Genomic DNA, 16,912 nt, shown 5'->3' on the forward strand with positions numbered 1-16,912 from the left:
GGCGGCTCAATGGGCCACGGCCAGCGGCAGCGGCTGCGCCGGTGCCAGCCCGCCACGGCACTTGAGTACCCGCACCTGGCCATCGTCGAGCTGCAGGCGCAGCGCGGCCGGGGAGGGGTTGCGCGCATGCCGGGCATCGCGGAAGGAAAAGCCCAGGCACTGGCCGGTCTCAGCCGCTACCTGCAGCCGGCGCAGCGCGCGGTCATCGGCCTGCTGCGGCCAGCACAGCACCGCCGCGCAGGCGGCCGAGCGCAGGCATTGTTCGGCCGCCCACAGCGCATCGCGTGGGCTGGCCTGGACCACCTGCACCTGGCCCAGCGCCAGCCCGGCGCGGGCCCAGGCCGGGGCATGCGGCAGGTGCGGCGGGGCGATCAGCACCACGGTCTGCTGCTGCTGGCTCAGCCGTGCCAGGGTCGGCCAGACCAGGGCCAGCTCACCGACCCCGGGCGAAGCCAGCAGCACCTCCGACAACGCCGAGGGCGGCCAGCCACCCCCGGGCAGGCGGGCATCCAGCGCCGGGTGGCCGGTGGGGTGCGGGGCCACCTCCGGGAAGGCCGCACGTGGCTGCCCCCGCCAGACCCGGCGGGTTTCCAGCAGCCGGTCCAGGGCCAGCACGGCGCCCATCAGCGGGCCTCCCGGCAGGGCTGGAGCAGGCGGAAACGGGCGGGAAACAAGGGCATGGCGGCGAGTATCGGCAGCACGCGTGTCAAAGGCTGAGACCGACAATCCTACCCGCAATTAGTAAAAATGCTAACGAATTCGACAGCCGGATTCCGAACCGGTTGAGGTTGCTGAATGCTTCAGGAGAGCATCCACGCAGGGCGGGATGCGCGGTTTGTTCAAGCCTGGCACCGGCGTTGTCGCGAGCATGGCCGCTCCTTTGTATGGAGCAGGTCGATGAAGCGATGGTGGTTGGCGTTGTATGCGCCGGGAATGCTGCTTGGATTCGTGGGGGTGGCTACGTGGTGGGTGGGGTATGCAGCGGGGTCGGCCGTGTGGCTGCTGCCGGGGTTGGTCCTGGCCATCGCCCTGTCGTGGCTGGCCGAGCGCTGCTGGCCGTATGACCCGGCCTTCAACGCAGGCCAGGGCGATGCGGGCCGCGATGCCGTCCACGCGCTGGTGAACGAAGGGTTGAACCTGCTGGCGATCGGTGCGATTCCGCTGGTGGCCGCGTGGATGCCGTGGCAGCTGTGGCCGACGCACTGGAGTGTCGTCGCGCAGGTGGTGCTGGCGATCGTCGCCGCGGACCTGGGCATCACCCTGGTGCACTACGCGAGCCATCGCTGGGCCTGGTTGTGGAGGTTGCATGCGGTCCACCACAGCGTGACCCGCATGTATGGGTTCAACGGATTGATGAAGCACCCGTTGCACCAGACAGCCGAAGCTCTGGGCGGGGTGCTGCCACTGCTGTTGCTGGGCATGCCGTACCCGGTCGCGGCGGTGCTGGCCTTTGCCATTGCCAACCAGTTGCTGCTGCAGCACTCCAACGTCGACATGCGGCCGGGCTGGCTGGGCAAGGTGATGGCATGGGCCCCACTGCATCGGTTCCACCACATGCGCTATGGCGAGGCCGGCGATGTCAACTTCGGGTTGTTCCTGACCGTCTGGGATCATCTGCTTGGGACGGCCTTCGATGCCGACTATCGGATGCGCGTGGACGACCTGGGGATTGGCAGCCAGCCGGCCTATCCACGGCGCTATCTGGGGCAACTGCTGGCGCCGTTCCGCGCGCTGCCACACGTGCCGGAACCGCCAGCGCCCCCCGGGCTGGATCAGTCGCCGCGATAGTGCTGCAGGTGCAGGCTGGCCAGATGCCCGGCCTGCACGCCGAACATGCGCCGCAGGCTGCGCGAGAAGTGCGCAAGGTCGGCGAAGCCGGCGGCATGTGCGCTGCTGGTCAGACTGTGTCCCTCGATGACCTGGACCAGTGCCTGGCGTAACCGGCGCCACAGCACCAGGCCACGCAGCGACACGGCCAGGTCCTGCTGGAAGCGGCGGTGCAACTGGCTTTCGGACAGGTGCGCGGCCGCCGCAATCGCCGGGGCCGCAATGCGCTCCGGCAACCGCGCGTCCAGTGCGTCCAGTGCGGCCTGCAGCCGTCGATCCAGCGGCGCCCGCGCGACCAGGGCCGACAGACAGGGCAACAACGCCTGCGGATCACAGGGAAGCAACGGCAGCTGTGTCTGCAGCTTCTGCAGGTCGACATGGCTGGGTTCAATCCATACCGTGCAGCCGCGCAGCGGTACGGTGCGCACCGCATGCGACTGGAACGAGGGGAGCAACAGGCGTGCGCCGCACTGCAGCCCGTTTTCGTTCTCCACGGTCCATTGGCCGGTCTCGGCCAGCAGCACCTGGTGGGCATAGTGGGCATGCGCACCGGTGGCACCGGCATGCCCCTGCAGCACGGCGAAATGCGGGCCAAGCAGCAGTGCGCCAGACCACTGCCCGTTCACTGCCGTGGACGCCTTCAACGCACGCTCCGCATCATTCAATCTTTGCATCTGCTGCGCAGGGTAGCGGAAACCGTCCGCCACGCGCCCAGCGCAAGCACCGAAACCAGGGCGCCGGCAGTGCAGACGCCGCTCCAGCCATACGCGGCATACAGGCTGCTGCCCAGCAGCGCGCCGATCCCGCTGCCGGCCGCATAGAACAGCATGTAAGTGGCGATCACCTGCGCCTGCGCGTTGGGCGCGGCGGCCAGGATCAGGCTCTGGTTGGTCACGTGCAGTGCCTGTACCGCCAGATCCAGCAACAGCACGCCCAGTACCAGCCAGCCCATGTGCAGAGGCAGCGCAGCCAGCGGGGCCCAGCTCAACAGCAACAGCAGCAGCGCAGCAAAGGAAACACGGTCGGCATGGCCGCGATCGCTCCAGTGCCCGCTGCGCGCGGCGGCCAACGCGCCGAGCAGGCCGACCAGTGCGAACGCACCGATGGCGGTATGGCTGAGCGCATGCGGCGGTGCGCTCAATGGCAGCGCCATGCTGCTCCAGAACAGCCCGAACGCGGTGAACAGCAGCAGTCCGAGCACGCCGCGTTGGCGCAGCACAGGTTGCTGACGCAGCAGAGTGATCAACCCGATCCGGGGCGGGGCATCGGCCACCGGCAGCCGTGGCAGGCGCAGCCACAGCACCGCGCCGCTGACCACCATCAGCACCGCCGACAGCACATACACCGCACGCCAGCCCCCCAGGTCGGCCACGCCACCAGCCACCACCCGGGCCAGCAGCAGGCCGATCACCACGCCGGCCTGGGCGGCACCGACCACGCGGCCACGCTCATGCGGGCCCGCCGCAGCGGCGGCATAGGCAATCAGCCCCTGGGTCATCGCGGTGCCGAGCAGGCCCACCGCCAACATGCCCAGCAGCAGTGCGGTGGCGTTGCCGGCCAGGGCAACGCCCAACAGGGCCACGACCAGCGCCACGCTCTGCGCTGCCATCAGGCGCCTGCGTTCCAACCGGTCGCCCAGCGGCACCAGCCACAGCAGCGCGATCACCGAGCCCAGCTGAGTAGCGGCAATGACCGCGCCGATCCGGGCGGTGCCGATGTGCAGGTCGGCGGCCAGCGCATCCAGTAGCGGTTGGGCGTAGTAGACGTTGGCCACGCTGAGCCCGGCGGCGCAGGCGAACAACAACAGCAGGGGCGTGGCGGTACGGGGCAGCGGTGCGGCGATGGACATCTGATGGTCTCAAAATAGAACCAGTTGATTCTGGATGATCTGGTTCTAAAATAAAACCACCTATGGAGGTGCCCCATGCACGACGATCCCAACGCCACCTGCCCGGTGGCCCGTGCGCTGGACCTGATCGGCGACCGCTGGTCGCTGCTGATCGTGCGCGACGCCTTCGATGGGGTACATCGGTTCAGTGATTTCCAACGCAACCTGGGCATGTCGCGCAGCATGCTCAGCCAGCGCCTGCAGGCGCTGCAGGATTCCGGCGTGCTCGCCCAGCAGCCGGCGGCCGATGGCAGCCGGTACCACGACTACGTCCTGACGCCAAAAGGGCAGGCGCTGTTCACGCTGGTGGTGGCGCTACGGCAGTGGGGCGAAGCGTTCCTGTTCGCCGAACATGAACCACGCTCGCAGCTGCTCACCCTGGCCGATGGCCAGCCGCTGGCGCCGCTGCTGCCGCAGGACAGGGAAGGGCGCGTGCTGGCGTCCGCGGCAACGCACGTGGTCAAGCCCGCCACGCCGTGATCGACGGGGCGGCCTATGCCGCCGAAACTGAACACGCTGTTGACAGGGATGAACAGGGTGGACGACTCTTCACCGGATGGGTGCCGCCTGCGGCGCCCACCGGGCAGGGCGGCTGTATCGACGGGCGGAGGGGCCTGGTCGTAGCTGCATTGCCTGGTAGTACCCGATACCGGCCTGCAAGGCGCCGGCATCCGCCATCTTGGCGCTGCACCCTTCTGCGGCACGACTCCCTGGATTTTTTGCGCAAGCAAAGGTGTTTCGCCCGCTTATGAAAACGATTACAAAGCCACTGGCCCTGACGGCCGCCATCACGCTCTCGCTGGCCGCCTCGGCCTGGGCCGCGCCCACCGCCACCACCGGCGGAGCCGACGCCTTCACCGTGCTCAGCCTGGAACAGGCGCCGAAATGGCTCAATGCGGCCGACGTTGCGGCCCAGCTGCAGGCCATGAACGTGGACGCGCTGACCATCGGCAACGTGCACCGCGAAGCGGACACCAGCGGCACCAGCCACGTGCCGGATCCGCTGGAAGCGCTGGCCGACCAGCTGGGTTACACCTACCGCTTCGTCAGTGCCGACCCGGCCTCGGCCGAGCGCCGTGGCAGCATCGTGATCTCGCGTCTGCCGGTGGAGGCCGAGTCGGGCATCGAAGCCCCGGGCATGAACTACCTGCGCCTGAATGACGGCCGCCACGTGGTGGCGCTGTACACCCATACCGCCGCCGCCGATGGCGCGCGCTTCAAACAGCTCATCGATGCCTCGCGCGTGGGCGCGCCGGCCGTGCTGCTGGGTGCCAACGATGCCGCCGTGACCGGCTTCGACGCCAACGGCGACGTGGCCCGCTCCAACGGGTTCCAGTCGGCCTCCAGCACCGCGGTCAAGCTGCGCATCGATGCCGACAGCCCGGCCATCGCAGGCAAGCTGCTGACCCTGGGCTACGCCGCGCCGGTCGGCGGCGACACGCCGTGGATGGACACCTCGCTCAACGCCGATGCACGCGCCCGGCTGATCGTGGCGAAGATGACCGACGACGAGAAGTTCCAGATGCTGCACAGCTACTTCGGGCTGGGCAAGGATGGCGGCCCGCTGCCGGAAGGCGCGGTCGGTTCGGCCGGTTTCGTGCCCGGCGTGGCGCGGCTGGGCATTCCGTCGCAGCAGTCGGCCGACGCCGGCGTGGGCGTGACCAACCCGGGCGGCATCCGCAAGGGTGACCACGCCACGGCGATGCCGTCCGGTCCGTCCACCGCGTCAAGCTGGAACCCGGAAGTCGCTTTTGCCGGTGGCGCCACCATGGGCCGCGAGGCCTGGCAGCAGCGCTTCAACATCCTGCTGGCCGGCAGCGTCAACCTGCAGCGCGATCCGCGCAACGGCCGCAACTTCGAATACGCCGGTGAAGACCCGTTGCTGGCGGGTCGTCTGGTTGGCGAGTCGATCCGCGGCGTGCAGAGCCAGCACGTGGTGTCGACGATGAAGCACTTCGCGCTCAACGACATGGAAACCTCGCGCAATTTCCACAGCGCCGAGATCGGCGAGCAGGCCATGCGCGAATCGGACCTGCTGGCGTTCGAGATCGCACTGGACATCGGCAAGCCCGGTTCGGTGATGTGCTCCTACAACCGCATCAACGGTATCTACGGCTGCGAGCACGATTACCTGATGAACCAGGTGCTCAAGCAGGAATGGAAGTTCCCCGGTTTCGTGATGTCCGACTGGGGCGGCGTGCACAGCGGCTCCAAGGCGGCGCTGGCCGGTCTGGACCAGCAGTCGGCCGGTGAAGTGTTCGACAAGGCCGTGTACTTCGACGCACCGCTGCGCCTGGCCGTCAATGGCGGCGTGGTGCCGCGTGCGCGCCTGGACGACATGGTGTCGCGGATCCTGCGCGCGATGTTCGCCAACGGCAATTTCGACCTGCCGCCGCAGCACCAGCCGATCGATGACGCCGCCGGTTTCGCCGCCGCGCAGCGCACCGTGGAAGAAGGCAGCGTGCTGCTGCGCAATGCCAACAACGTGCTGCCGCTGGGCCCGGAGGTCAAGCGCATCGTGATCATCGGTGGCCACGCCGACAAGGGCGTGATCGGCGGCGGTGGTTCGTCGATGGTGGGCTGGACCGCCAAGGGCACCAACGCGGTGCCGGGTGTGCTGCCGACCACCTGGCCGGGTCCGGTGATCTTCCATCCGTCCTCGCCGCTGGAGGCCCTGCGCGCCGAGCGCCCGGACGCCAGCATCGAGTACGTGGATGGCCGCAACGTGGCCGCCGCCGCGCGCGCTGCCGCCGCGGCCGACGTGGCGATCGTATTTGCCACGCAGTGGTCGGCCGAATCGGTCGACCTGCCGCACATGAAGCTGCCCGACAACCAGGACGCGCTGATCGCCGGGGTGGCCAAGGCCAACCCGAAGACCGTGGTGGTGCTGGAAACCAACGGCCCGGTCGAGCTGCCGTGGCTGCAGCAGGTGCCGGCGGTGCTGCAGGCGTGGTACCCGGGCATCCGTGGCGGCGAAGGCATTGCCGCGCTGCTGACCGGCAAGGTCAATCCGTCCGGCCGCCTGCCGGTGACCTGGCCGGTGGATGCCAGCCAGCTGCCGCGTCCGGAAGTGAACGGGCTGGGCTTCAACCCGAAGCACAAGCCGGACGACACCATCGATTACGACATCGAAGGCGCCAACGTCGGCTACAAGTGGTTCGCCGCCAAGGGCCTGACCCCGCAGTTCGCGTTCGGCCATGGCCTGTCCTACACCAGCTTCACCTATGAAAACCTGAGCGCCACCTCGATGGGCCAGCGTCTGGTCGCCACCGTGGACATCCGCAACACCGGCAAGGTGGCCGGCGCGGACGTGGCCCAGCTGTACCTGAAGATGCCCGAAGGCAGCGCCACCCCGATCCGCCTGATCGGCTTCCAGAAGGTCACGCTGCAGCCGGGCGAATCGCGCCGGATCCGCATCGAGGCCGAACCGAAGACGCTGGCCAGCTTCGACACCGCCGACAAGCAGTGGAAGATCGCCGAGGGCCGCTACGAACTGCAGCTGTCGCGCTCGGCCAACGAGCCGGTGGAAACCATCGCGTTCGTGCTCGGTGATGAAGTAGTGCGTTGATCGACGCCAGGTACCGACCTGCGGTCGGTACCTGCTGGTGCGGTGGCCGCCAGGGCGGCCACCCGTGTGAAACAGCGTCATCCCGGTAGGGCACGACTGTTGGTCGTGCCTGCCGCGGCTCAACCGGGCAGGTGCTGGCGCAGGTGCGCCAGCAACAGCTGCACCCGACGCGAAGGGTGTGCGGTGTTGGGAAACACCGCATACACGCCCTGGCGCGGAAAGCGGTGCCCGCGCAGGATCGGCAGCAGCCGACCTGCCGCCAGGTCCTCGGCGATCAACCACTGCGGCAGCACCGTGGCGCCGGCCCCGGCCAGCGCGAAGGCACGCAACGTGGACGCATTGTCCACCGTGACCACCGCATCGGCGGGGTTGCTGGCAAACATCTGGTCGCTGCCATCAGGGGCGATCAACGGCAGGTCCGCCAAACGCGGATAGCCCAGCCGTGGCAGCGTACGCACCCAGTCCGGGTCGTCACGCGCGGCATCATCGGGCAAGCCCGACAACACAGACGGCGCGGCCACCGCGCACAACGCGTGCTCATCGAGCAGGGTGGCGCGCAGCTCGGAATCGGCCATGCGCCCCAACCGGATGGCCAGGTCGAACCGCTCGGGAATCAGGTCGGCATGCGCAGGTGTGGTCGACAGGTGCAGCCGCAGCTGCGGGTGCAGGGCACGGAACCCCTCCAGCAGCGGCACCACCTTGGCGGCCGCATATTCGGGCGTGGTGGTCAGGCGCAGCGTGCCACGCAACTGCAGCTGCTCGCTGCGCGCCTCTTCGATGGCCCGTTCGGCGGTGGCCAGCATCGCCACGCAGTGCTGGTGGAAGCGCTCGCCGGCCTCGGTCAGCGCCAGGCTGCGGGTATTGCGCACCAGCAGGGTCACGCCCAGTTCCTGCTCCAGCCGCTTCAGATTGAAGCTCACCACCGCCTTGCTCTGGCCCAGGCGCTGCGCGGCCGCGGTGAGGCTGCCGGCATCGACCACGGCCTTGAAGGTCTCGAAGCGGTCCAGGCTGACCATCGCGCACGCCTCTTGTGTCAAAAATGGCTTGACAGTCTTGCATTGGATGTTCGGTTTATCCAGCGTCGCCCAGCGCGCATGCTGCCGCCTCGCAACTGGAGTGCCGCATGACCTACCGGGCGAGAGTGGAAACGTTGTACCTGCTGGGATTCTCGCTGGACCTGGTGAACATGTTCATCGGCACCGTCGCCTATCCGTCCATCGCGACTGACCTGCAGGCCTCCGTGCCGCAGCTGGCGTGGATCGGCAACGCCTACATGCTCGGCCTGACCCTGGTCATTCCGCTCGGCAGCTGGCTCGCGGCACGCCTGGGTGAGCGGCGGCTGCTGTGCGTGTCGCTGGCGCTGTTCACCCTGGGCGCGGTGCTGGCGGGCACCGCCCCCAGCATCGCGTGGCTGATCGGCTGGCGCCTGCTGCAGGGGCTGGGTGGGGGCCTGTTGATTCCGGTCGGGCAGGCGATGGCCTACCGCGAATGCCCACCGGCCGACCGCGCGCGCCTGACCGCCCGGATCATGGCCGTCGCGCTGCTGGTGCCGGCGCTGTCGCCGACCCTGGGGGGCGTGCTGGTGGAGTGGGGCTCGTGGCGGGGCGTGTTGCTGGTCAGTGTGCCGCTGGCCGTGGTGGGCCTGGTGCTGGCCGCCTGCTGGGTGCGTCCGGGTGCGCCGCTGTCCGCGTCAGCGCTGGACCGGCGCGGCCTGCTGCTGGGCTCGATGGGGCTGAGCGTGCTGCTGGTCGCGCTGAGCCTGATCGCCGAGCCGGGCCAGCGGCGGGTAGGCGCCGGGCTGCTGGTTGCCGCCGCCGTGGTGCTGTTCCTGTACGCCCGCAGTGCGCGTCGGACCGAGCACCCGGTGCTGCAGTGGTCGCTGCTGCGGCATCCCTCACTGCGGGTGGCGATGCTGGTCTATCTGCTGGTGCCGGGCACCTTCATCGGCACCCAGCTGGTGGCGACGCTGCTCCTGCATCGGCAAGGCTACGGGGCCGCCGCCATCGGTGGCTTCATGGTGCCGTGGGCGATCGCCTCGGCCTGCGCGATCGCCACCACCCGGCACTGGCTGCCACGCATCGGGGCGCGCCCACTCCTGAGCTTCGGCATGGGATGCCAAGCGCTCGGCATCGCGCTGCTGATCGGCGTGCAGGCCGGCCACCCGTGGTTGCCGGTGCTGGCATTCGCGCTGATGGGCCTGGGTGGAAGTCTGTGCAGCAGCAGTGCGCAGACGCTCGCCTTCCAGGGCCTGGCGGATGCGGAGCTGCTGCCGGGCAGCGCGCTGTGGAACCTCAACCGCCAGCTCAGCTTCTGCCTGGCCGCCGCACTGCTGGCCTGCGTCCTGGCGCTGCTCTCCGCCGTCCTGCCGGCACAGGCATTCACGCTCACCCTGGTGCTGGCGGCCGGCATGAGCCTGCTGCCGATCCTGTTGTTGTGGCGCCTGCCGGCGTCTTCCCTTTCCCTGAGAACCTCCCCATGAATGACACGCGTGCCTTCACCGAAATCCATGACCTGCATGTGCTGATCGAAGACTGGTTCACCGGCCGCGCGCCGGTGGCTGCGCTGGACACGCTGCTCGCCCGTTTCAACGACGACTTCAGCATGGTCGGTATCCGTGGCGTGCGCCTGGACAAGCCCGCGCTGGCAGGCTTCTTCGGATCGGCCCATGGCAGCCGGCCAGGCCTGCAGATCACCGTCGATGCGTTGCAGTATCTGCCGTTGGGTGCCAATGCCTGCGCGGTGCGCTACCGCGAAGACCAGCGCGAGGCGGGTGGCGCGGGCCATCGCCGCGAAGCGCTGGCCATCCTGGTGGACAGCGCTGACGGCACGCTGGCCTGGCAGGCTTTGCATGAAACGGTGGTTGGCAGCTGAATGCGCGAAATGGCCGCGGAACAGGCCGATCGGCATCTACCCGGGCAGCGCCCGCGGCGCTAGGCTGCGGGCGTTGCCATCGTTGCCGGGAGAGCCCCATGCGTGTGCGTGTATTGCCAGTTGCGCTGTTGAGTCTGATGGTTGCGGCCAGTGTGTCGGCGCAGACCTCGCCGATGACCCCGGACATTCCCGCCAAGGGCTTCGTGACGCCCACGGCCCAGGACAACTACGACAAGCGCGTGGTGATGGTGCCGATGCGTGACGGAACGAAACTCTACACGGTGATCGTGGTGCCCAAGGGCGCCAGGAACGCGCCGATCCTGCTGACCCGCACGCCTTACGATGCCGCCAACCGCGCCAAGCGCATGGATTCGCCGAACATGCGCGACATCCTGCCGCAGGGCGACGAGGTGTTCGTCGATGGCGGTTACATCCGGGTGTTCCAGGACATCCGCGGCAAGTACGGCTCCGAGGGCGATTACGTAATGACCCGGCCGCTGCGCGGGCCGCTCAACAACACCAGGGTCGACCACGCCACCGACGCATGGGACACCATCGACTGGCTGGTCAAGCACGTGCCCGAGAGCAACGGCAAGGTCGGCATGCTGGGCTCGTCGTATGAAGGTTTCACCGTGGTGATGGCGCTGACCAACCCGCACCCGGCGTTGAAGGTCGCCGCGCCGCAGAGCCCGATGATCGATGGCTGGATGGGCGACGACTGGCTCAACTACGGCGCGTTCCGGCAGGTCAATTTCGGCTATTTCACCGGGCAGCTGGCCAAGCGCGGCAAGGGGCCGTCGATCCCCAGCGTGGGCTACGACGATTACACGACCTTCCTGCGCGCCGGCTCGGCGGGCGACTACGCCAAGGCCAACGGGCTGGACCAGCTGCCGTGGTGGCACAAGCTGATCGAGCATCCGGGCTACGACGCGTTCTGGCAGGAGCAGGCGCTGGACGCGCGCATGGCCAAGACCGAACTGAAGGTGCCCACGATGTGGCTGCAGGGCCTGTGGGACCAGGAGGACATGTGGGGCGCGGTGCACAGCTATGCGGCGATGGAACCGCGCGACACCGGCAACACGCTGAACTATCTGGTGATGGGCCCGTGGCGGCACAGCCAGGTCAACTATGACGGCAGCAGTCTGGGGCCGTTGAAGTTCGACGGCGATACCGCACTGCAGTTCCGCCGCGATGTGCTCAAGCCGTTCTTCGATCAGTACCTGGTCGATGGCGCGCCCAAGGCGCAGACGCCGCCGGTGCTGATCTACAACACCGGCGAGAACCACTGGGACAAGCTGCAGCAGTGGCCGCGCAGCGTGGCCCAGTCCAGGCCGCTGTACCTGCGCGCGGGCGGCAAGCTGTCCTTCGAGGCACCGCAGGCGGGGGAGGCCACGTTCGAGGCGTATGTGTCCGATCCGGCCAAGCCGGTGCCGTTTGTGCCGCGCCCGGTGCGGTTCGCCGACCGCGATATGTGGACCAGCTGGCTGGTGAAGGATCAGCGCTTCGTGGACGGTCGGCCGGACGTGCTGACCTTCGTCAGTGAGCCCTTGACCGAACCGCTGCGGATCGGTGGCGCGCCGCAGGTCAATCTGCAGGCGGCGACGAGCGGCAGCGACAGCGATTGGGTAGTGAAACTGATCGATGTGTATCCGGACCAGACGCCGTCGACGCCCGAGATGGGCGGGTACGAGCTGTCGGTCTCGATGGCGATCTTCCGTGGCCGGTACCGCGAGAGCTTCAGCGACCCGAAGGCGATCGCGAGCAATCAGGTGCTGGACTACAAGTTCGGTCTGCCGACCGCGAACCATGTGTTCCAGCCGGGTCATCGGGTCATGGTGCAGGTGCAGTCCAGCCTGTTCCCGTTGTATGACCGCAATCCGCAGACGTTCGTGCCGAACATCTACCTGGCCAAGCCGGGTGACTACCAGAAGGCGACGCAGCAGATCTGGCACGCCCCGCAGCAGGCCAGCTTCATTTCGTTGCCGGTGTACTGAGCGGACACGGCGTTGCTTTGCCACGCGGCTGCGATGGCACGCCGCGTGCGGTCTCGCGCCGGTTGCATTGCATCGTCCCTGGACAGGCGGTAGCGTGCAGCTCCGCTTTCCCTGATGTGACCGATGAAAAGGATGTTCGTGGTAGCCGCGCTGGTGTCGCTGGCAGGCGGCGCGCAGGCGCAGTCGTTCACCGTGCTGGGCAACAGCTTCGGCGCCGAGGCGCTGGTGTCCGTCGATGGCCGCCTGCTGGTACCGCCCAATGGTGCGCGCATGCAGCGCCTGTCCGCCGACCGTTGGATGCGCGCGCAGGACCCGTCAACGCCGCAACAGTGGTATGACGATGCAGGCCGGCTGCTGCGCGAGGACCGCGGCTACACCGAGTACCAGGAACGGTTCGTGCTGCGCCAGGCCGTCCCCGGTGATCCGTTGTGGAAGGCGTTCATCAAACCGGACGGAGACCCCACCGGCGGTTGGGGCGTGGTCGATGCGCTGGGCCAGGTGCGGCTGCCTGCACTCAAAGATGGCGAGTGGGTGCCGTTGGCGGTGCCCGATCGCGTGCTGTGGAATCCCCAACGTGGTCCGCTTCGCTTCCATGACCTGCACGGGCACCCGGTCATGGAACTGGACGAGCGCCAGTTCCAGTGGGTCGCCGGACCGTTCGCCGGCCGCCCTGTGTATGTGGCCTGCAGTGTCCAGGTGCCTGAGCACTGCAACGTGCTGGATGAAGACGGCACGACGCTGTTCTCCGATGACATCGACGCACTGCTGCCGGTCAGCGACGGTGGCTGGTGGCTGCGTCAGGGCGAGCTGTGGCGGCGCGTGGATGCACAGGGCAGGGCGACCGACATCGCGCGCTACCAGCAGGATGGTCTGTATCCCCGTTACCGACAATACGGCGGCACCGCAGGGCGGCGCGACTGGCCCGAGCAGGTCCATCGGCATGCCACCGGCAGCCCCGACGACACGCCCGAGCCCGGCTGGCTGATGGCCGACGGACACTTTGCCGCACAGCGTGGCAACGTCCGTCTGGACTACTGTGGTGGCCGCTGGCAGGTGTTGGACAAGGAGGGCGCCCACCCGCCCGCCGCCGCCCCGGCCGCGCTGGCCGTGGTGCTCGACGAACCCGATGCCGAACAGCGGCAGGCACCGCCATGGCGCGTGCGCCATCCCACCGATGCCGAGACCGCAGCGGTACTGGACTGCGATGGCAAGGTGATCTTCGCGCCCTCAGGCGTGACCCGGTTCGATGCCGTTGGCAGCGGATTGCTGGGAAGGTTTGGCGACGAACCCTCACCCCGGCTGTGGTGGGATGGCCGCACGGCCTACACGGTGCCTGCCGGCATGGCCATCGACAATGGGCACGTTACCCCGCCGTTGCTGCTGCTCTGGGAGCAGGCCGCCGGTGTCAACCGCCTGTACAACCTCGCGCGTGGCCGCATCGTGGGGCGTCCGTTCGACGGCGTGGTGCGCATGGATGCTGACCGCGTGGTGTTCCGCCGGGACGGACGCCTGGGCATGATGCTGGCCGATGGCAGCGAACCGGTGCCGCCGACAAGCACCGACATCCTGCCCTGGGGCACGGACCGCACCTGGACGCGCCGCTCCCTGGAAGGGGGCGATGAGGAGCTGGCCCTGCTGGATGCCAACCATCAGGTATTGCTGCGGCGACGCCTGCTGTTCAGTGGCGTGGAACTGCAGTCTACCTGGCAGGGCGATGTGGAAAGCCAGCCGCTGACGCAGTTGAATCTCGGGACGATGCGCTTTGCCGATGGCGAGTACTTCGTCCAGCAATGGCTGGATCGCAACGGACAGGTCCTGCTCAGTGACATCAGCTGTCCAGCACTCGGCAATGGCCCACCCTCGAAGGGGAAGGGCGTCCTGCTCGGGCGCGGGTGGCGCGTGGACAGTGTGCCCACGCGCCCCTGCAAGCTGCCCCGGGCGCTGCTGCCGGTGCTTGCCGGCGGCGATGTGACCGATGCGATGCGCGTCCGGTAACGGCGCGCGGATCAGCCGGAAACGCTGGGGTAATCGGTGTAGCCGTGCGCACCGCCGCCGTACAGCGTGTCCTGGTCCAGATCGGACAACGCCACGCCCAGACGGAAGCGCTCGACCAGGTCCGGGTTGGCGATATACGGCCGACCGAAGGCGATCATGTCCGCATAGCCGGACGCCACCGCTGCTTCCGCGCGTGCCTGGTCATAGCCGTTGTTGGCGATCCACGCACCGGTGAACTTGGCGCGCAGGGCGGCATAGTCGAAGGCGATGTTGTCGCGCGGGCCGCCGGTCGCCCCTTCGATCACATGGATGAAAGCAAGCGGGCCGATGGCATCCAGGCGTTCGACGGCACGCTCGAACAGCGGCTGCGGATTGGAGTCGGCGGCATCGTTGGCCGGGGTTACCGGCGACAGGCGCACACCGGTACGTTCGGCACCAATTTCCGAGGCGATCGCGCGGACCACTTCATCGAGCAGGCGGGTGCGGTTCTCGATGCTGCCACCGTATTCGTCGGTGCGCTGGTTGCTGCCATCGCGGAGGAACTGGTCGATGAGGTAGCCGTTGGCGGCATGTACTTCCACGCCGTCGAAGCCGGCGGTGATCGCGTTGCGCGCGGCCTGCCGGAAGTCCTGGATCAGGCCGGGAATTTCCTCCAGGCGCAGGGCGCGCGGTTCGGAGACATCTTCAAACCCTTTCGCGGTGAATGTCTTGGTGTTGGCACGCAGTGCACTCGGCGCTACCGGGACCTCACCCTCGGGCAACAGGCTGGTGTGCGAGATGCGGCCGACATGCCACAACTGCAGCACGATCTTGCCGCCGCGTGCATGCACCGCATCGGTGACCTCTTTCCAGGCGTCGATCTGCGCCTGGCTGTAGATGCCCGGCGTGTCGAGGTAGCCCTGGCCCATCGGGCTGATCTGGGTGGCCTCGGCGATGATCAGGCCGGCGCTGGCGCGCTGCTCGTAATACTGGATCGCAAGCGGATTGGGGATGCGGTCGTGGATCGCGCGGTTGCGCGTCAGCGGTGCCATCGCGACGCGGTTGGCGACGTCGATGGCCCCCAGACGGGTGGGGGAGAACAACTGGCCGTCACTGGACTCTGTCATGGGTTTACCTTGGGAGAGGGCTGCCGCCATCGGCGGATGAAAGAAAGGAGGTGGACGTACGACCCCGAGCATAGGCCCGGGTGCGTTGCAGCGATGGGAAGGATTGTTGCGGAGCACGCTGTGCACGTTCTGTAACGTTTTCGCGGCGTATGGTCGAGGCATGGGCAGGCATCGCCCGCAGCCTTTTTCCAACACGAGGAACAACGTGATGATTGATTATCAGCTCAAGGGAAAGGTCGCCATCGTCACCGGCGGCGTCTCGGGCATCGGCTTGGCCGTGGCCGAACTGCTGGCCGATTCCGGCGCGGCGGTGGCGGTCTGGGATCTCAAGGCCGACGCTGTCGAAAAGACAGCCGAGGCGCTGCGCCGGAAAGGCGTGAAGTCGATCGGCATCGCGTTGAACGTCACCGACGCGCAGGCGGTGGAGGCCGCGGTGACGCGGACGGTGCAGGAGCTTGGCGGCCTGGACATCGCGGTGAACAACGCCGGCATCGGCGGGCCGTCGGCCACCAGTGGCGACTATCCCGTGGAGGGCTGGAAGAACGTCATCGACGTCAATCTCACCAGCGTGTTCCTGTGCCAACGCGCGCAGATCCAGGCGATGCGCAGCGCGGGCAAGGGCGGCAGCATCATCAACATGGCCTCCATCCTCGGCCAGGTGGGGTTCAACAATTCAGCGGCCTATGTCGCGGCCAAGCACGGCGTGGTCGGATTGACCCAGACGGCCGCATGGGAGCACGCGGCGGACAGCATCCGCATCAACGCGGTCGGCCCCGGCTTCATTGCCACGCCGCTGCTGGACAAGATGGACCCGAAGGTGAAGCAGGCGCTGGAAAGCAAGCATGCGCTGGGACGCCTGGGCAAGCCGGAAGAAGTCGCCGCGCTGGTGGCCTGGCTGGCCAGCGCCGATGCGGGTTTTGCGACCGGCACGTACTACGCCATCGATGGCGGTTACCTGGCGCAGTAAGCCCACCTGTAGCCCCATGCCTGGGAAGGAATCCCCGGGCATGGCCATATCTAGTCAAGTCTGTTCAGTGCTTGCCGCAAGCGAAGTAGTTCATCGATTACAGGCGCCTCGCGGTCTTCGATCGGCGCATCGCGAAAATGCGCCTCCAATCCTTGACGCACGGCTTCAATCAGACTGGCCAGGGGCGTGTCGTCGAGTCGGGTCTTTTCGTCGAAGACCGACACCCCGTATCGACGGCGCCGAACATCCAATCGGAAAGAGGAATCCGCACCATTCAGGGCGAACGCGTCGATGCCGTCAGCCATGCGCAACAGCCCTTCGATCAAGTCGCAAAGAGAGAGATGGATCATGTGGGCCAATCGGGGCGATGCTGATGAGTCGATTGAACGGCCGTTGACCGTCAGCCGGAAATCACCCAATTCGAAAGGGTGCAGGGGGCCTTCTGCCAGCCGAAGAACCTCGAAGCGCACTGATGGAGGACCCGGGTTGGTGATAAGGCGAGAGGGGCGCGTGGGATGCATCCGGCAAGGTTCAACCAGACCTTGTACGAGCGCAAGGGCTGCTGTCCGCAAGAGAAAGGGCCTTTATCGGTAGTGCCTTGATTTTCCTTGCCTCATGGCGGTTTCCTGTTACCTGCTCAACTGGAGCGCATTGCGTACACGTGCGCGTCACATCGCTCTTCACGACATTGCTACG

General features: G+C 67.6%; 14 protein-coding genes. 8 read left to right on the forward strand and 6 right to left on the reverse strand.

Translation table 11 applies throughout. The features are described 5' to 3' along the window. Positions 1-6 precede the first annotated feature (6 nt). A complete protein-coding gene (gene imuA, locus HDC96_RS03385) occupies positions 7-624 on the reverse strand; it encodes a translesion DNA synthesis-associated protein ImuA (RefSeq protein WP_179458734.1) in 618 nt (205 codons plus the stop codon). 273 nt (positions 625-897) lie between these two features. Between imuA and HDC96_RS03390 the strand changes: the two genes are divergently transcribed. Then, positions 898-1,788, forward strand: a complete 891-nt coding sequence (locus HDC96_RS03390; RefSeq protein ID WP_179458735.1) for a sterol desaturase family protein — start codon at positions 898-900, stop codon at positions 1,786-1,788. On the opposite strand, the gene HDC96_RS03395 is transcribed toward HDC96_RS03390, so the two are convergent. Both HDC96_RS03395 and HDC96_RS03400 read right to left on the reverse strand, forming a co-directional pair. After that, the gene (locus HDC96_RS03395; protein WP_179458736.1) at positions 1,773-2,501 is read right to left on the reverse strand and encodes a helix-turn-helix domain-containing protein; all 729 of its coding nucleotides are present in this window, start codon (positions 2,499-2,501) and stop codon (positions 1,773-1,775) included. The two genes, HDC96_RS03390 and HDC96_RS03395, sit on opposite strands and share 16 nt — an antisense overlap. Further along, positions 2,489-3,676 carry an MFS transporter gene (locus HDC96_RS03400; RefSeq protein WP_179458737.1) on the reverse strand — a complete coding sequence of 396 codons (1,188 nt, stop codon included), beginning with the start codon at positions 3,674-3,676 and terminating at the stop codon, positions 2,489-2,491. The genes HDC96_RS03395 and HDC96_RS03400 overlap by 13 nt, the downstream gene beginning before the upstream one ends. A gap of 75 nt (positions 3,677-3,751) precedes the next feature. Between HDC96_RS03400 and HDC96_RS03405 the strand changes: the two genes are divergently transcribed. Together HDC96_RS03405 and HDC96_RS03410 are read left to right on the forward strand one after the other, a co-directional pair. After that, the gene (locus HDC96_RS03405) at positions 3,752-4,195 is read left to right on the forward strand and encodes a helix-turn-helix domain-containing protein (RefSeq protein ID WP_179458738.1); all 444 of its coding nucleotides are present in this window, start codon (positions 3,752-3,754) and stop codon (positions 4,193-4,195) included. A 268-nt stretch (positions 4,196-4,463) separates the two neighbouring features. Then, positions 4,464-7,283, forward strand: a complete 2,820-nt coding sequence (locus HDC96_RS03410) for a glycoside hydrolase family 3 C-terminal domain-containing protein (protein ID WP_179458739.1) — start codon at positions 4,464-4,466, stop codon at positions 7,281-7,283. A 119-nt stretch (positions 7,284-7,402) separates the two neighbouring features. On the opposite strand, the gene HDC96_RS03415 is transcribed toward HDC96_RS03410, so the two are convergent. Then, positions 7,403-8,299 carry a LysR family transcriptional regulator gene (locus HDC96_RS03415; protein ID WP_038687945.1) on the reverse strand — a complete coding sequence of 299 codons (897 nt, stop codon included), beginning with the start codon at positions 8,297-8,299 and terminating at the stop codon, positions 7,403-7,405. A 107-nt stretch (positions 8,300-8,406) separates the two neighbouring features. Between HDC96_RS03415 and HDC96_RS03420 the strand changes: the two genes are divergently transcribed. The 4 genes from HDC96_RS03420 to HDC96_RS03435 all read left to right on the forward strand — a co-directional run bounded on the left by HDC96_RS03420 (position 8,407) and on the right by HDC96_RS03435 (position 14,143). After that, a complete protein-coding gene (locus HDC96_RS03420; protein WP_179458740.1) occupies positions 8,407-9,762 on the forward strand; it encodes an MFS transporter in 1,356 nt (451 codons plus the stop codon). Beyond that, positions 9,759-10,154 (forward strand): DUF4440 domain-containing protein, encoded by a 396-nt coding sequence (locus HDC96_RS03425; RefSeq protein ID WP_179458741.1) that lies wholly within the window; start codon positions 9,759-9,761, stop codon positions 10,152-10,154. Before HDC96_RS03420 ends, HDC96_RS03425 begins: the two co-directional genes overlap by 4 nt. A 98-nt stretch (positions 10,155-10,252) precedes the next feature. Next, positions 10,253-12,148 (forward strand): CocE/NonD family hydrolase, encoded by a 1,896-nt coding sequence (locus HDC96_RS03430; protein WP_179458742.1) that lies wholly within the window; start codon positions 10,253-10,255, stop codon positions 12,146-12,148. Positions 12,149-12,271: 123 nt separating this feature from the next. Beyond that, positions 12,272-14,143 (forward strand): hypothetical protein, encoded by a 1,872-nt coding sequence (locus tag HDC96_RS03435; RefSeq protein WP_179458743.1) that lies wholly within the window; start codon positions 12,272-12,274, stop codon positions 14,141-14,143. A gap of 11 nt (positions 14,144-14,154) precedes the next feature. Here the strand turns inward: HDC96_RS03435 and HDC96_RS03440 are convergent, their stop codons facing one another. Further along, on the reverse strand, positions 14,155-15,249 hold the full coding sequence (locus tag HDC96_RS03440; RefSeq protein WP_179458744.1) for an alkene reductase: 1,095 nt from the start codon (positions 15,247-15,249) through the stop codon (positions 14,155-14,157). A 208-nt stretch (positions 15,250-15,457) separates the two neighbouring features. On the opposite strand from HDC96_RS03440, the gene HDC96_RS03445 reads away from it, so the two are divergent. Next, entirely contained in the window at positions 15,458-16,216 is a 759-nt protein-coding gene (locus HDC96_RS03445) for an SDR family NAD(P)-dependent oxidoreductase (RefSeq protein WP_179458745.1), read from the forward strand. 50 nt (positions 16,217-16,266) lie between these two features. Here the strand turns inward: HDC96_RS03445 and HDC96_RS03450 are convergent, their stop codons facing one another. Beyond that, positions 16,267-16,686, reverse strand: a complete 420-nt coding sequence (locus HDC96_RS03450) for a hypothetical protein (RefSeq protein ID WP_179458746.1) — start codon at positions 16,684-16,686, stop codon at positions 16,267-16,269. Positions 16,687-16,912 lie beyond the last annotated feature (226 nt).

The organism is Stenotrophomonas sp. JAI102 (genome assembly GCF_013409105.1).
Lineage (GTDB): Bacteria > Pseudomonadota > Gammaproteobacteria > Xanthomonadales > Xanthomonadaceae > Stenotrophomonas > Stenotrophomonas maltophilia_AA.

Coding starts and splice junctions, on each gene's coding strand:
- HDC96_RS03430 (WP_179458742.1), top strand. CDS start 10,253: ATGCGTGTGCGTGTATTGCCAGTTGCGCTGTTGAGTCTGATGGTTGCG.
- HDC96_RS03445 (WP_179458745.1), top strand. CDS start 15,458: ATGATTGATTATCAGCTCAAGGGAAAGGTCGCCATCGTCACCGGCGGC.
- HDC96_RS03395 (WP_179458736.1), bottom strand. CDS start 2,501: ATGCAAAGATTGAATGATGCGGAGCGTGCGTTGAAGGCGTCCACGGCA.
- HDC96_RS03400 (WP_179458737.1), bottom strand. CDS start 3,676: ATGTCCATCGCCGCACCGCTGCCCCGTACCGCCACGCCCCTGCTGTTG.
- HDC96_RS03440 (WP_179458744.1), bottom strand. CDS start 15,249: ATGACAGAGTCCAGTGACGGCCAGTTGTTCTCCCCCACCCGTCTGGGG.
- HDC96_RS03435 (WP_179458743.1), top strand. CDS start 12,272: ATGAAAAGGATGTTCGTGGTAGCCGCGCTGGTGTCGCTGGCAGGCGGC.
- imuA (WP_179458734.1), bottom strand. CDS start 624: ATGGGCGCCGTGCTGGCCCTGGACCGGCTGCTGGAAACCCGCCGGGTC.
- HDC96_RS03405 (WP_179458738.1), top strand. CDS start 3,752: ATGCACGACGATCCCAACGCCACCTGCCCGGTGGCCCGTGCGCTGGAC.
- HDC96_RS03425 (WP_179458741.1), top strand. CDS start 9,759: ATGAATGACACGCGTGCCTTCACCGAAATCCATGACCTGCATGTGCTG.
- HDC96_RS03415 (WP_038687945.1), bottom strand. CDS start 8,299: ATGGTCAGCCTGGACCGCTTCGAGACCTTCAAGGCCGTGGTCGATGCC.
- HDC96_RS03410 (WP_179458739.1), top strand. CDS start 4,464: ATGAAAACGATTACAAAGCCACTGGCCCTGACGGCCGCCATCACGCTC.
- HDC96_RS03420 (WP_179458740.1), top strand. CDS start 8,407: ATGACCTACCGGGCGAGAGTGGAAACGTTGTACCTGCTGGGATTCTCG.
- HDC96_RS03390 (WP_179458735.1), top strand. CDS start 898: ATGAAGCGATGGTGGTTGGCGTTGTATGCGCCGGGAATGCTGCTTGGA.